This window comes from Streptomyces sp. NPDC002467 (assembly GCF_042889825.1).
GTDB lineage: Bacteria > Actinomycetota > Actinomycetes > Streptomycetales > Streptomycetaceae > Streptomyces.
The window spans coordinates 576,592-590,344 of sequence record NZ_JBIARJ010000001.1 but is presented as its reverse complement, the minus strand read 5'-3'; the positions used below and the strand labels follow the sequence as shown (position 1 = coordinate 590,344).

The following is a 13,753-nucleotide window of genomic DNA, read 5'->3' as shown; positions in this document are numbered from 1 at the left end:
CCGGGTGCCCTGTCACCGATGTGTGCTGAGCCTGTGCCCCGACTGTGAGTCCGTGACCGCCCCCTCGGAGGCGTGCGGCAGAAGGACTTCGAAGCAGGTCCGCCCGGGTTCGCTCGCCACGTCGACCTGCCCACCGTGGGCGGTGACGACGGCCTGGACGATGGCGAGGCCCAGCCCGGTGGAGCCGGCCGCGCGGGAACGCGAGGCGTCGCCGCGGGCGAAGCGCTCGAAGACGTGGGGGAGCAGTTCGGGCGGGATGCCGGGCCCGTCGTCCTCGACCCGCAATCGGACCGCGCCCTCGGTTGTTTCACGTGAAACATGGGCGGTCACGGTCGTTCCGGGCGGGGTGTGCGTACGCGCGTTGGCGAGCAGGTTGACCAGCACCTGCTGGATCCGTGCCGGGTCGCCCCGTACGGGCGCGGGCTCCTCCGGCAGGTTCAGCCGCCAATGGTGCTCGGAACCGGCCGCGCGGGCGTCGCTGACGGCGTCGATCACGAGTGGCGCCAGGTCGGTGACGGTGTCCCCGGCGTCGAGCGGGCGGCCGGCGTCGAGCCTGGCCAGCAGCAGCAGGTCCTCGACCAGGCCGGTCATCCGGGTGGCCTCGGACTCGATCCGGCCCAGCGCGTGCCGGGTGTCGGGGCCCGGCTCCTCCCGGCCGCGTCGGGTCAGTTCGGCGTACCCGCGGATGGAGGCGAGGGGGGTGCGCAGCTCGTGGCTGGCGTCGGCGACGAACTGCCGCACCCGCATCTCGCTCTGCTGGCGTGCGGTGAGTGCGGAGGAGACGTGCCCCAGCATCCGGTTGAAGGCCGCGCCGACCTGACCCACCTCGGTGCGGGGATCGGCGTCGGGAACCCGCTCGTGCAGGGCGGGTTCGCCACTGTGCAGGGGGAGTTCGGAGACCCGGGTGGCCGTCGCGGCGACCCGGCGCAACGGGCGCAGGGCGACCCCGACCAGGACCTGCCCGGCGAGGGAGGCGGCGATCAGCCCGGCCAGCGTGACGCAGACCTCCACCACGACCAGGGTCCGGACGGTGGAGTCGACCTCCGTGAGCGGGAAGCCGAGGACGGCGCTCCCGTCGGGCGCGGCCAGCACCCGGTACTCCCCGAGCCCAGGCACGTCCAGGTTCACCGGCTCGGTGCGGCCCAGGCCGGACGGGCGGGCGGCCTTGGCGAGGACGGCGGTCTGGGTCTCGGTGAGGGGCTGGCGGTCGCCCAGCTCGGGGTCTTCGCGGCGCACGCTGCGGTCGGCCTCGAACACCTTGCCGTCGGAGTCGACGCGGAACCCGACACTGCCCAGCGGCGTACCGGGGCCGCCGACCACCGACCTCCCGTCTCTGATCGTCTTCCCCAGCCCGGGACGCGTGGCCATGTCGACGGAGATCCGCAGCTGCTGGTCGAGCTTGTCGACCAGGTACGAACGCAGCGCCAGGGTGGTGACCGTCCCGATGGCCGCCCCCACGACGGCGATCAGCGCCACCGCCGAGACGACCAGCCGGGTCCGCAGCGACCAGGGCCGGCGCCGCCGTGGCCGAGGGCGCGGCCGCTCGGGGCGGACGGCCACTACTCGGCCGGCTTGATCAGGTAGCCGGCGCCCCGCCGGGTGTGGATCATCGGTGCGAGGCCGGGGCCGCTCTCCAGCTTCCGGCGCAGGTAGGAGATGTACAGCTCGACCACGTTGGCCTGGCCGCCGAAGTCGTAGGACCACACGCGGTCAAGGATCTGCGCCTTGCTGAGCACTCGGCGCGGGTTGCGCATCAGGTAGCGCAGCAGCTCGAACTCGGTGGCGGTCAGATGGATCTCCCGCCCGTCCCGCACCACTTCGTGGCTGTCCTCGTCGAGCCGCAGATCGCCGACGGCCAGCACCGAACCCCCGCGCGCCGCCTGGGCCGCGCCAGAGCGCCGGACCAGCCCGCGCAACCGGGCCACGACCTCCTCCAGGCTGAAGGGCTTGGTGACGTAGTCGTCGCCCCCGGCGGTGAGACCGGCGATGCGGTCCTCGACGGAGTCCTTGGCGGTCAGGAACAGTACGGGGACCTGGGGGATCTCCCTGCGCAGCCGCCCGAGGACGGCCAGTCCGTCCATATCGGGGAGCATGATGTCGAGGACCACCACGTCCGGCCGGAACTCCTTCGCCGCCCGGACCGCGCCCGCCCCGTCGCCCGCGCTGCGGACCTCGCAGCCCTCGTAACGCAGGGCCATGGACAGCAGCTCGGAGAGCGAGGCCTCGTCGTCGACGACGAGCACCCGACAGGGCCCGCCGTCGGGCCGCACCAGGGTCGTGGGGGTGTTGGCGGACGTGGACGCGTGGAAGCTGGTCGTCGCAGTCATACCCCTACGTTGTCCCGAGCCTCTGAGAGCCTTCTTGCCCCTTCCTGTGAATTCCCTGAGAAACGGATCAGGGACCGCGCTCAGGGGCCGCGCTCAGCGCCCGAGACCGAACAGCCGGGCGGCGTTGTCATGACAGACGGCCCGCAGCCAGTCGTCGCCCAGGCCGAGCCGTTCGAGGGCGAAGAGCTGGTGCTCGTACGGGTGCGGGATGTTCGGGAAGTCGGTGCCGAACAGGATCCGGTCACCGAGGTCCGCGAGCCGCCCGAGGTCACCGGCGGGGAAGCCGCTGAACTGCTCCGCGAAGTCGGTGAAGGCCATCGTGGTGTCCAGGCGGACCTCTCCGTACCGGTCGGCGAGGTCGAGGAAGTCCGCGTACTCGGGCATGCCCATGTGGGCGATGATCAGCGGCAGCCGCGGGTGGCGGGCCAGCAGCCGGGCGATCGGCTCGGGCCCGGTGTACTTGCCCGGGACGGGCCCGGAGCCGCAGTGGATCACCGTGGGGATCCCGGCCTCGGCCAGCAGCCCCCACACCGGCTCCAGCCGGTCGTCGTTCGGGTCGTACCCGCCGACCTGGATGTGCGCCTTGAAGATCCGCGCCCCCGCCTCGACGGCCTGTCGGACGTACGGGCCCACGCCCTCCTCCGGGAAGAACGTCGCGGTGTGCAGGCAGTCGGGGGTACGGGCGGCGAAGTCGGCGGCCCAGGAGTTGAGCCAGGCACCCATGGCCGGCTTGTGCGGGTACAGCATGGCGGTGAAGGCCCGGACGCCGAACTCCCGCAGCAGCGCGACCCGCTGCTGCTCCTCGTGCCGGTAGACGATGGGCCACTCGACACCGGTCAGCGGGCCGACCGCGTCGAAGTAGTCCCACACCTTGTCCAGGACCCGCTCGGGCATGAAGTGCGTGTGGACGTCGACCAGTCCGGGCAGCCCGAGCCGTTCCCGGAAGGCCCTGACCGCCTCAGGCGTCGCGGTCAAAGCCGTGGCTCCGCTCGACGGTCCCGATGTGCAGGGTGTAGCTCTCGTACCAGTCGGCGCGACCCTGCTTCATGGCCGCCTGGTGTTCCAGCTCCCGGCGCCAGGTCGCCATCGACTCGTGGTCGCGGAAGTACGCGACGGTGATCCCGAGCCCGCCCGGAGTGCGTGCCGACTCGTACCCGAGGAAGCCGGGATTGGCGCGGACGAGCTCCTCCATCCGGGCGAGGGTCTCGGCGTATCCACTGCTTTCCTCGGTGCGGACGCTCGTGAAAACGGACATGACATAAGGCGGTTCAAAGGCCTGTACCGGCTGAATGCTCATGCCCACCACCCTCGGCCGGGCTCCCCCGCCATGTCCACCACAATCAGCCCCGGGAGCCCAAAGGGATCCAAGTTTTGACCAAGCCCCCAGGCCACCCGAAGCCGCTTCCCTCAGAACAACCCGTCCTGCCCGGCGGCGGGATCGACGGGAGCCGGGATCTCCGCCACCGGCACAACGGCCCGAGCGCCCGCTTCGGCCTCCGGAGCGACGAGTTCCCAGCCGGCCAGCAACCGGGTGTCCACGACGAGCCCGTCCGCGAGGTGCAGATCCGGCCCGGCCGCGCCCACGAGCGTGCCCCCGACGGCCCCGCCGGGCACCATCGCCGTGACCACCCGGGCCGGTACGGGCAACCCGGCCCACCCGTCCAGCCCGAACACCCCAGCATGGTCGACGACTTCGCACGCGAGCCGCTCCAACGAGTCCGGCCAGCCAGCCAGCTCCGTCGCCCGCGCATGCAACTCGGCGACAGCCAGTGTCCGTTCGGACACAGGCGGCAGGTGCGCCCGCACCCCGCGCTTGCGCGCGTACGCGATCCGGTCCGGTACCCCGAGCGCCGCCCTCAGCAATTCCTCGGTGCGCCGTGCGGCCATCAGCGGCCCCCGCCCCAGCCACGCCCAGGTCACGGCCCCCTGCTCCAGCAGCCGGACGGAACCGCGCTCTTCGGCGGTGATGCCGACCTTGACCAGGCCGGGCCCGAACCAGGCCAGGTAGACCCGGTAGGTGCGCGGATCGGCCGCATTGGTGTCGGCCGCCACTGAGAACGACCGGTCGAGCCGGGCGCACTCGGGGCACTGCGCGTTCCCCGCCCGCCCCGGCACGCCGGCGGCGGTGGGGCACGCCGTCCGCTTCCCGGCCCGCCGCACACCGAGGCAGTGCCGTTCCCCGCGCGCCACGAAGGCCAGGCTCTGCCCGTGGACGAGCCCGCTCACCCGCTCGCCGCGCCCTTCGCCGTACCACCCGATGGCCGGCCGGCCCCCGCCCCACCGGATCCCGGTGCACCACCAGGTCACAGGGGGAGCGGCCGCTCGAAGAAGGTCTCCAGGACGACGGTGGCGTGCGTTCCGCTGACCCCCTCGATCCCGTAGAGCCGCCGCAGGACGTCCTGCAACCCCTCCGTCGAGGCCGTGCGCACCTTGACCAACACCGAAGCGCTGCCCGCGATGATGTGCGCCTCCTGGATCTCGGGGATCGCCTCGAAGTCGGCGGCGGATTCACCCATCCACGCGTTGGAGTCGACCATCACATAGGCCAGGACCCCGCTGCCGACCGCGGCCGGGTCCACGTCGATGGTGGTCCGCCGGATCACCCCGCGCTCGCGCAGCTTGCGGACCCGCTCGTGGGTCGCCCCCGCCGAGAGCCCGACCGCCGTACCGAGAGCGGCATACGACTGCCCCGCGTCCTGCTGCAGGCGCAGGACGAGCGCCCGGTCGATGTCGTCCACGCGAAGTTCCTCTCATGGGCCCGTCGGCCCTTGCGAAGACAGTACCGGATCCTGCAATCTCAACATCACGCCGAACATAATTCGGCAATCTGCCCTCAGGGGGAATGATGTCTGCCATAGCCGACCTCACCTTGTACGAGATCCTGGATGACCGCTTCAAGACCGGGCGCTGCACCAACGGCGACGCTCGACTGGAGCGGCTCTACGACGACTGTCGCTGGGCCGAAGGCCCGCTCTACCTGCCGGCCTGGCGACAACTGGTGTGGAGCGACATCCCGAACGACCGGATGCTGCGCTGGGACGAGGCCACGGGTGCGGTCTCCGTCTTCCGCTCCCCGGCCGGCCACTCCAACGGCAACACCCTCGACTGCGAAGGCCGTCTGATCACCTGTGAGCAGGGAAACCGTCGCGTCACCCGCACCGAACCGGACGGCCGCCTCACCGTCATCGCCGACCGCTACGACGGCAAGCGGCTCAACAGCCCCAACGACGCGGTCGTGCGCTCGGACGGCTCCATCTGGTTCTCCGACCCGGACTTCGGCATCACCAGCGACTACGAAGGCCACCGCGCACCGAGCGAGATCGGCGCCTGCAACCTCTACCGCGCCGACCCCACGACCGGCTCCGTCAGCATGGTGGCCGACGGATTCCTCGGCCCCAACGGCCTCGTCTTCTCCGCCGACGAGAGCGAGCTGTACGCCGCCGACACCCGCGCCGGCCACATCCGCGCCTTCAAGGTCTCCGACGACGGCACCCTCAAGGACGACCGGGTCTTCGCCGGCTGCCCCGGCGTCGACAACATCCGCTTCGACGACGAGGGCCGGCTGTGGGCGGCCGCGATGGAGAACGGCGTCCAGTGCTACGCCCCGGACGGCACCCTGATCGGCCGCGTCCGCGTCCCCGAGCCGGTCTCGAACCTCGCCTTCGGCGGCCCCAAGAACAACCGCGTCTTCATCACGGCCACCACCTCGCTCTACTCGATGGTGATGTCCGTGACCGGCCTCCCCCGCGTCCTGTGACGGCGCCGGCTAGCGGGCGACGAACTGCGTGAGGATCGCCTGCACCTCGTAGATGTCGACGCCCTTGGTGAAGGTCTTCTCGATCGGCGTCGAGCTGCCGGATATCCAGATCTTCAGCTCGGCGTCGAGATCGAAGTGCCCCGCCGTCTCCACCGCGAAGTGCGTGATGCTCCGGTAGGGGATGGAGTGGTACTCCACCTTCTTCCCCGTGAGCCCCTGCTTGTCGACGAGCACCAGCCGCCGGTCGGTGAACAGGATCGTGTCCCGGATCAGCAGGTACGCGGCGTGCACCTGCTCGCCCTGCCCCATCAGCCGCGCGTAGTCCCGCTGCGCCGACACCGGGTCGACCGTGTGCGCATTCCCGAACAGTCCCATGAGAGCCCCCCGCCAATAGCTTCGAACGATCTCCAGAACCGTATCGAGCCCGGCCCGCAACCCGCGTCCCTCTCCAGAGCCATCCCATCCCTGAGTACCTCTGGGGGATCCCTCCCCACCAAGGAGGAGGCCGGCGGGTTGCCGCACTTCGCTGCCGTACGGGCATAACGCGAGAGGCCCCGGACTTTCGTCCGGGGCCTCTGGCCTGCTGTGCACTCGGCAGGATTCGAACCTGCAACCTTCTGATCCGTAGTCAGATGCTCTATCCGTTAAGCTACGAGTGCTTGGGCTTCCCGGGGTTTTTCGCCCCGTTGGCCTTGCGAGAACAACAATACATGGACCTCGCCGGGACGCGAAATCCATTAGCCAAACCACCTCTGACCTGCGGAAACGCTCCGGATGTAGATCGTCCGGATGAGTTGACCCGAAGAGGTGGAGGGGCAGCCGTGCCGGTTGATCGGCACCGATCGGGCGCCATCCGAGTCCGCCTGGGTCCATCGCGGTCCATCGAGCGCCCGCCCGGCTCCTTCGGCGTCGATCCGCATCGAATCGACCCGGAAAAGCATCGAAGCCCCGGTCCGTCAGGACCGGGGCTTCGATGAGGTGCGGAGGCGGAGGGATTTGAACCCTCGATGGGGTGTAAGCCCCAAACCGCATTAGCAGTGCGGCGCCATAGACCGGACTAGGCGACGCCTCCAGCTCACCCCCGCGTACGAGGGTGCGTGCAGATGATGACACAGGCGCAGGGCCCCTCACCAATCCGCTCCCACGGTACTAGGAGCGGCGGCCCGAGAGCAAAGCCTTAAGACCAAGCGCCAAAAGCGTCGGGACGGAACGTAGGAGCGCCGCCGTCGTTGGGCAGGCGTACGACGTACGGACGACCTGGAGTGCCCCATGCTGCGTCTCGCCGCCTTCGCCGTCACTTCCGCCCTGGCCGCCGCGGCCGCCGGGCCGCTGCCACCACTGCCCCTCGGGCGGCTGCTGAACGGGCCCGACAGCCTCACCATCGCCATGGCCGACACCGGCAACCACAGGCTGGACCGGGAGTACCTGCTCGAGTGCGACCCCGTGGGCGGCGACCACCCCTGGCGGGAGCAGGCCTGCGCGAAGCTGCAGAAGCTCGCCTCCGAGGGGAAGGACCCCTTCGCTCCCGTCTCCAAGCGGCAGATCTGCAGCATGAAGTACGGCGGCCCGGCCACCGCGCGGATCACCGGAACCTGGCAGGGGCGCAAAGTCGACGCGACCTTCCGGCGCACGGACGGCTGCGAAATCAGCCGTTGGGACGAGTTGGAACCTCTGCTTCCGACTGGGCGTTCCTGACCTGGAAAAATGCACGGGGCGGGCGATATGCACCGAACTTCGGCCGTCCCACCACGGGGCTGTGCGCTTAGACTCCTCCCGTGACATGCCGGTAGTTGTGGTCAGGGAGGAAGCTCGTCGTGAGCAGCAGGCCATCCCGAGGCGCTGCTCGCCTCGCAGCAATACTCGACGCTCTTCCGGACGCGCTGTTGCTCGTCAACACCAACGGCACGGTCGTCAACGCCAATTCGATCGCCCTTGAGGTCATGGAGAGCCCCGGAACCGGGCTCGTCGGCCGGGGCGTGCTCGGCCTCCTGCCCGAGTTCGACTCCAAACTGATCCCCGGCTCCATGCGCCGGCCCGGCGAGGACGAGGGCGGCCGCGCCACGCCCAAGCGGATGATCGCGCGCCGCACCGACGGCTCCGAGTTCCCCGTCGAGGTCACCGCTGCCCACCTCGACGGCCGCGACGCCTACCGCGAGCCGCAACCCTCCTACACCGGTGACGAGCTGCTGATGCTCGTCGTACGGGACCTCTCGCAGACCGTGGACACCGAGGCCGAGCTGGCCCGCTCCCAGCGGCAGACCGAGATGATCCTGCGCGCCGCCGCCGAGGGCGTCGTCGGCACCGACACCGACGGACGGGTGGTGCTGGTCAATCCGGCCGCCGCCCAGATCCTCGGCTACCGGGCCACCGACCTCGGCAACCGCGAACTGCACGGCCTGGTGCAGCACTCACGAGCCGACGGCTCACCCTTCCCCTTCGACGAGTCCCCGCTCGCCGACACCCTGCGCAGCGGCCGCAAGCACCGGGTGCGCGGACAGGTGCTGTGGAACAAGGCCGGTCAGCCGGTCGCCGTCGACCTGACGACCTCTCCCGTGCGGGACGGCGAGCAGCTCGTCGGCGCCGTCATGACCTTCACCGACCGGCGGCCGTACGACGCCCTCGCGGCGCGGCACGCGCAGCTGCTGGCCGTCCTCGGCGACTCGCTGCGCGGACCGCTGGACGAGCTCCGCGGGGAGCTGGCCACGCTCGCCGCCGATGACGCGGGACAGCTGTGGCCCGAGGCCAACCAGCTGCTGCACCACTTGGCCGCCGGGTACTCGCGGATGACCACGCTCGTGGACAACGTGCTCGGCTTCCAGCGCCTGGACGCCGGCAGCGACAAGCTCCGCAAGAAGAAGGTCCTGATCAACGGCGTCGTCACGGCCGGCGTCGACGGCGCGGTCGAGCTGATCGGACCGGGCCGCGCGCAGTTCGCCGTCCACGCGCCGACCATCGAGGCCGAGGTGGACGCCGAGCGGGTCGCGACCGCGCTCGCGCACCTGGTCGCGGACGTCGCCGGGGTGGACGCCACCGGCAAGACCCGCCAGGGCAGCGGCTACAGCGACTCGACGATCGTCGTCGCCGCAGCACAGCGGGGCGATGTCGTACGGATCGAGGTGCGCGGGCCGTACGAGGGCGGGAACCCGGTGCACGAGCCGATCGTGCGGGGCATCGTGGCCGCGCACGGCGGTGTGCTGCAGACCGTCGAGGTGCCCGGTGCGCCCGGCGGGGCGTACGTACTGGAGTTGCCGCTGGGCTCGGGAGCCGGGACGGTGACCCTGCCGGAGCCGGCTGAGGAGCCGGATCCCGCGGCGGGTCCGGCCGGGGACGACGCGGGTGCGGGCGCGGCCCCGGGGAAGGTCTCCGGCGGGCGCCGCGGCCGACGCGGTGTGGACGCCTTCCTGGAGGACGAGGCCGCGGGCCCCGGAGCCGCGCAGTCCGGCCAGGGCGGGGGCGCGCTGGCGCTGCCGTCCGGGCGGCGGCGGGGAGCCGAGGCGCCCGCGCCGGAGGCGGGCCCGGAGGCGGGCCCGGAGCTCGCGCAGTCCCCGGTGAACCCGGCGGGTCTGGGCACCGGGCGCCGGCGCGGCCGCGCCGGAGACGGCAGCGGCGAGGACGGCACGACCCCGGGCGGGCCCGGGGGGCCCGGCGGCGTCGTACCGCCCGGAGGCATCGCCGGCCAGGGCGGGGTCGTACCGCCCGGCGGGATCGCGGGCCAGGGTGGCGTCGTGCCGCCCGGCGGCATCGCCGGCCCGAACGGGCCCGGCGCGGTCGTCGCGCCCGGAGGCATCGCCGCTCAGGGCGGCGTCGTCGCACCCGGTGGGATCGCCGGACCCGTGCCGCCGCAGGGCACCGGTATGCCCGCGCTGCCGGCCGTGCCCTCCGTACCCGTGACCCAGCACCCCGCCGGACGGCGCCGCGCGCTGGGGCCGGCCGGTCCCGTGCAGCCCGGCGGTCCCGTACCCGCCACCGGCCTGAGCCCCGCTCCCGCGCGGCCGATCGCCCCCGAGGGCGGCTTCGCCCTGCCCGCCGGACCGACGCAGGCCCCCGCGATGGCCGGCTCGGCCCCCGCTCCCGCCGAAGCGGACTCCGACGCTCCGGGCGGGCGGCGGGGACGCCGGGTGCTGAGCGCGCCCGCCGCCGAACCCGAGGCCGCGGCCGCGCCCCCCGCCGAGGAACCGGTACCCCCGACCGGGCGGCGGCGCGCGCTGCCCGGCACCCCGGCATGGCCGGTCCCGGCGGCGCGGACGGCGCCCGAGGACGGCGAGTCGGGCCAGGTCGCGCTCCCCGGGGCCCGGCAGCCGAAGGAGACCCCCGCAGAGGGCCAGACGGGGCAGGCGGCGATCAACGTCCGTGCCCTCGGCACCCTCGGCCAGGGCATCTCCGTCGACCCGAGCGCGACCGCCCCCGGCACCGGCACCTCCGGTTCCGGCCGCCGGCGCCGGCTCGCCGAGCCCGCTCCGCAGGGCCGGGCCTTCGCCATAGGCGCGCCCGAGGCCGGTGCCGACGAGGGCCCCGAGCCGCTGGACGGTCCGGGCGGCGCCGTCGAGGTGGTCAACCGGCCCGCGCCCGTACCCGTGGACGACGAGCTTCCGCCCGAGCCGCTGGACAACCCCCGCCGGCTCCTGGTGTGGCCCGCGCCCGACGTGCAGACGCAGCAGGCGCTCAGCGACCGCGGCTACCGCCCGGTGATCGTGCACTCCCGCGAGGAGGTGGACGCGCAGATCGCCGCGTTCCCCGCCGCGCTGTTCGTGGATCCGCTGACCGGGCCGATCACCCGTACCGCCCTGCAGTCCCTGCGGCAGGCCGCGGTGGCGGCCGAGGTGCCCGTACTGGTCACGGCCGGGCTGGGGCACGCCGCGCGCGAGGCCGCGTACGGAGCCGATCCGGCCGTCCTGCTCAAGGCGCTGGCGCCGCGCGACAGCGAGCAGCACCCCTCGCGGGTCCTGCTGATCGAGGAGCGCGACGAGATCGCCACGGCGCTCACCACGGCCCTGGAACGGCGTGGCCTCCAGGTCGCCCGGGCGGGCGCCGACACCGACGCGGTGGAACTGGCGACGCAGATGAGGCCCAACCTGGTCGTCATGGACCTGATGCAGGTACGTCGCCGCCGGGCCGGGATCGTGGACTGGCTGCGCGCCAACGGGCAGTTGAACCGCACCCCGCTGGTCGTCTACACGGCGACGGGCATCGAAGCGGCGGAGCTGCCGAAGCTGGGTTCGGGGGAGAGCGTGCTCTTCCTCGCCGAGCGGGCCACCACGGACGACGTACAGGGCCGCATCGTGGACCTACTGGCGAAGATCGGCACCAACTAGCCATCCTGGCCCGATGGCCATCATCGACACGACCGAGCAGACCGTCCCCGCGGACAACGGGGAGGTGAACCTGCTCATAGCCCGTCAGGTGGAGCCCGGGTACGAGGAGACCTTCGAGGCCTGGGCCCACGGGATCCTGGACACGGCCGCGAGCTTCCCGGACCACCTGGGGTACGGGCTGTTCCGCCCGGCGACCGAGGGCGGGCCGTGGTTCCTGGTGCACCGCTTCCGCAACGAGGCCGCGTTCCAGCGCTGGCAGGACTCGCCGGAGCGGGCCCAGTGGTTCTCCAACTGCCTGGGTCACCACCACCAGGAGATAGCCCGCCGGGAACTGCACGGCATGGAGACCTGGTTCGCCAAGCCGGGCACGACCCGGCCCGCGCCGCCGCGGTGGAAGATGGCGATCAGCTCGGGGCTGGCCATCTTCCCGATCTCGCTCGTCGGCAACGCGGTGCTCGGGCCGTTCCTGGTGGATCTGCCGTTCGTGCTGCGCACGGCCGCCTTCACCGTCGTGTTCAGCACCCTGATGACCTACGTGGCCATGCCCACCGTCAGCAGGCTGCTGCGACCGTGGCTCACCAAGGGGTGAGCCCGCCTCCGGCCGCCCGGGCCCCGGCCGCCCCGCTTCCGGTCAGTCGAGCTTCGTGACGTCGAGCTCGCCGTCCGCGTACTGCCTGCGGATCACCTTCTTGTCGAACTTGCCGACGCTGGTCTTGGGCACCTCCGTGATGACCGTCCAGCGCTCCGGCAGCTGCCACTTGGCGACCGACCGACCGAGGAACTCGCGCAGGCCCGCGTAGTCCACGGTGGCGCCCGCCTTGAGCACGATGGTGGCCAGCGGGCGCTCGCCCCACTTGTCGTCGGGGACGGCGACCACGGCGGCCTCGGCGACCTCGGGGTGCGCCATCAGGGCGTTCTCCAGCTCCACGCTGGAGATCCACTCGCCGCCGGACTTGATGACGTCCTTGGCCCGGTCGGTGAGGGTGAGGTAGCCGTCGTGGCTGATGACGCCGACGTCCCCGGTCTTGAGCCAGCCGTCCGCACTGAACTTGTCCTCGGGTCGGTACGGTTCGCCGTTGGCGCCGCCGAAGTAGGCGCCCGCGATCCAGGTGCCGCGCACCTCCAGTTCGCCCGCGGACTCTCCGTCCCAGGGCAGGTGGTCGCCGGCCGGGCCGACCAGGCGGGCCTCGACGCCCGCCGGGAAACGGCCCTGGGTGATCCGGTACGGCCACTCCTCCTCGGCGCCCAGGCCGGCCGGCGGGTGCGCCATCGTGCCGAGCGGGGAGGTCTCGGTCATGCCCCACGCGTGGCAGAGCCGGACACCGAGCTTGTCGTAGGCCTCCATCAGGGCGGGCGGGCAGGCCGCGCCGCCGATGGTGACCTGCTTCATCGACGTCAGGTCGCGCGGATTGGCGGTGACCTCGGCGAGCAGGCCCTGCCAGATGGTGGGGACGGCCGCCGCGTGCGAGGGCTTCTGCCGCTCGATCATCTCGGCGAGCGGGGCGGGCTGGAGGAACCGGTCCGGCATCAGCATGTTGATGCCGGTCATGAAGGTGGCGTGCGGCAGGCCCCACGCGTTCACGTGGAACTGCGGGACCACGATGAGAGTGGTGTCCGCGTCGGTCAGCCCCATCGACTCGGCCATGTTGACCTGCATGGAGTGCAGGTAGATCGAGCGGTGCGAGTAGGCGACGCCCTTGGGGTCGCCCGTGGTGCCGGAGGTGTAACACATGGCCGCGGCCTGGCGTTCGTCCAGCTCGGGCCAGTCGTAGGTGACCGGGCGGCCCGCGATCAGCTCCTCGTACTCGTGCACGCGGACGTTCAGTCCTTCGAGCACCGAGCGGTCGCCGATGCCGGAGACGACGACGTGCTCGACCGTCGGCAGGTGCGGCAGCAGCGGCGCGAGGAGCGGCAGCAGGGTGCCGTTGACCAGCACGACCCGGTCCTCGGCGTGGTTGACGATGAAGACCAGCTGCTCGGGAGGGAGCCGCAGATTGAGGGTGTGCAGGACCGCGCCCATGGACGGGATCGCGAAGTACGCCTCGACGTGCTCGGCGTTGTTCCACATCAGCGTCGCCAGGACACTTCCGGGCTCGACGCCCAGTTCGTCGCGCAGGGCATGGGCGAGCTGGGCGGCGCGGTCGCCGATCTCGGCGAACGTCCGGCGGTGCGGCTCGGCCTCGCCCGTCCACGTCGTCACGGTGGACCTGCCGTGCACCCTCCGACCATGCTCCAGAATCCGGCTGATGGTGAGCGGTACTTCTTGCATGGTGCTGAGCACGGGCGTCCTCCCGATGGGCGCTGTCACTCGTCTCGACGGGTGGGAGAATTCTGCGCACGTACCACTTGGTATGTCA

The 13,753-nt window shown here is 71.9% G+C and carries 12 protein-coding genes and 2 tRNA genes; 4 read left to right on the top strand and 10 right to left on the bottom strand.

Features of this window, described 5'->3' with window-relative positions; translation table 11 throughout:
* Positions 1–12 precede the first annotated feature (12 nt).
* From ACFYYJ_RS02775 to ACFYYJ_RS02750, 6 genes are all read right to left on the bottom strand, one after another.
* The gene (locus ACFYYJ_RS02775; RefSeq protein ID WP_389127894.1) at positions 13–1,560 is read right to left on the bottom strand and encodes an ATP-binding protein; all 1,548 of its coding nucleotides are present in this window, start codon (positions 1,558–1,560) and stop codon (positions 13–15) included.
* Positions 1,560–2,327, bottom strand: coding sequence for a response regulator transcription factor (locus tag ACFYYJ_RS02770; RefSeq protein WP_385125639.1), 768 nt, complete (start codon positions 2,325–2,327; stop codon positions 1,560–1,562). Before ACFYYJ_RS02770 ends, ACFYYJ_RS02775 begins: the two co-directional genes overlap by 1 nt.
* A 93-nt stretch (positions 2,328–2,420) precedes the next feature.
* A complete protein-coding gene (locus tag ACFYYJ_RS02765) occupies positions 2,421–3,302 on the bottom strand; it encodes an amidohydrolase family protein (RefSeq protein ID WP_389127892.1) in 882 nt (293 codons plus the stop codon).
* The gene (locus ACFYYJ_RS02760) at positions 3,286–3,624 is read right to left on the bottom strand and encodes an antibiotic biosynthesis monooxygenase family protein (RefSeq protein ID WP_385357437.1); all 339 of its coding nucleotides are present in this window, start codon (positions 3,622–3,624) and stop codon (positions 3,286–3,288) included. Before ACFYYJ_RS02760 ends, ACFYYJ_RS02765 begins: the two co-directional genes overlap by 17 nt.
* 110 nt (positions 3,625–3,734) lie before the next feature.
* Positions 3,735–4,634 carry a DUF2797 domain-containing protein gene (locus ACFYYJ_RS02755; protein WP_389127890.1) on the bottom strand — a complete coding sequence of 300 codons (900 nt, stop codon included), beginning with the start codon at positions 4,632–4,634 and terminating at the stop codon, positions 3,735–3,737.
* On the bottom strand, positions 4,631–5,065 hold the full coding sequence (locus ACFYYJ_RS02750; protein ID WP_385125646.1) for an Lrp/AsnC family transcriptional regulator: 435 nt from the start codon (positions 5,063–5,065) through the stop codon (positions 4,631–4,633). The genes ACFYYJ_RS02755 and ACFYYJ_RS02750 overlap by 4 nt, the downstream gene beginning before the upstream one ends.
* 107 nt (positions 5,066–5,172) lie before the next feature.
* On the opposite strand from ACFYYJ_RS02750, the gene ACFYYJ_RS02745 reads away from it, so the two are divergent.
* Positions 5,173–6,084, top strand: a complete 912-nt coding sequence (locus ACFYYJ_RS02745) for an SMP-30/gluconolactonase/LRE family protein (protein WP_389127888.1) — start codon at positions 5,173–5,175, stop codon at positions 6,082–6,084.
* 9 nt (positions 6,085–6,093) lie between these two features.
* Here ACFYYJ_RS02745 and ACFYYJ_RS02740 read toward each other — a convergent pair whose 3' ends face one another.
* From ACFYYJ_RS02740 to ACFYYJ_RS02730, 3 genes are all read right to left on the bottom strand, one after another.
* Positions 6,094–6,459 carry a PH domain-containing protein gene (locus tag ACFYYJ_RS02740; RefSeq protein WP_376659289.1) on the bottom strand — a complete coding sequence of 122 codons (366 nt, stop codon included), beginning with the start codon at positions 6,457–6,459 and terminating at the stop codon, positions 6,094–6,096.
* A 211-nt stretch (positions 6,460–6,670) separates the two neighbouring features.
* Positions 6,671–6,743, bottom strand: a tRNA-Arg gene (locus tag ACFYYJ_RS02735).
* 322 nt (positions 6,744–7,065) lie between these two features.
* Positions 7,066–7,156 (bottom strand) — tRNA-Ser (locus tag ACFYYJ_RS02730).
* Between the two features lie 197 nt (positions 7,157–7,353).
* Between ACFYYJ_RS02730 and ACFYYJ_RS02725 the strand changes: the two genes are divergently transcribed.
* The 3 genes from ACFYYJ_RS02725 to ACFYYJ_RS02715 all read left to right on the top strand — a co-directional run bounded on the left by ACFYYJ_RS02725 (position 7,354) and on the right by ACFYYJ_RS02715 (position 11,985).
* A complete protein-coding gene (locus tag ACFYYJ_RS02725; RefSeq protein ID WP_385125650.1) occupies positions 7,354–7,779 on the top strand; it encodes an SSI family serine proteinase inhibitor in 426 nt (141 codons plus the stop codon).
* A 119-nt stretch (positions 7,780–7,898) separates the two neighbouring features.
* Positions 7,899–11,396, top strand: a complete 3,498-nt coding sequence (locus tag ACFYYJ_RS02720; protein WP_389127885.1) for a PAS domain-containing protein — start codon at positions 7,899–7,901, stop codon at positions 11,394–11,396.
* Positions 11,397–11,409: 13 nt separating this feature from the next.
* The gene (locus ACFYYJ_RS02715; protein WP_385125654.1) at positions 11,410–11,985 is read left to right on the top strand and encodes an antibiotic biosynthesis monooxygenase; all 576 of its coding nucleotides are present in this window, start codon (positions 11,410–11,412) and stop codon (positions 11,983–11,985) included.
* 42 nt (positions 11,986–12,027) lie between these two features.
* Here the strand turns inward: ACFYYJ_RS02715 and ACFYYJ_RS02710 are convergent, their stop codons facing one another.
* The gene (locus tag ACFYYJ_RS02710) at positions 12,028–13,677 is read right to left on the bottom strand and encodes a long-chain fatty acid--CoA ligase (protein ID WP_389127883.1); all 1,650 of its coding nucleotides are present in this window, start codon (positions 13,675–13,677) and stop codon (positions 12,028–12,030) included.
* Between the last annotated feature and the right edge of the window lie 76 nt (positions 13,678–13,753).

Excerpts from the sequence above, each read along its gene's own strand:
- ACFYYJ_RS02770 (WP_385125639.1), bottom strand. The coding sequence starts at position 2,327 with ATGACTGCGACGACCAGCTTCCACGCGTCCACGTCCGCCAACACCCCC.
- ACFYYJ_RS02760 (WP_385357437.1), bottom strand. The coding sequence starts at position 3,624 with ATGAGCATTCAGCCGGTACAGGCCTTTGAACCGCCTTATGTCATGTCC.
- ACFYYJ_RS02745 (WP_389127888.1), top strand. The coding sequence starts at position 5,173 with ATGTCTGCCATAGCCGACCTCACCTTGTACGAGATCCTGGATGACCGC.
- ACFYYJ_RS02740 (WP_376659289.1), bottom strand. The coding sequence starts at position 6,459 with ATGGGACTGTTCGGGAATGCGCACACGGTCGACCCGGTGTCGGCGCAG.
- ACFYYJ_RS02725 (WP_385125650.1), top strand. The coding sequence starts at position 7,354 with ATGCTGCGTCTCGCCGCCTTCGCCGTCACTTCCGCCCTGGCCGCCGCG.
- ACFYYJ_RS02715 (WP_385125654.1), top strand. The coding sequence starts at position 11,410 with ATGGCCATCATCGACACGACCGAGCAGACCGTCCCCGCGGACAACGGG.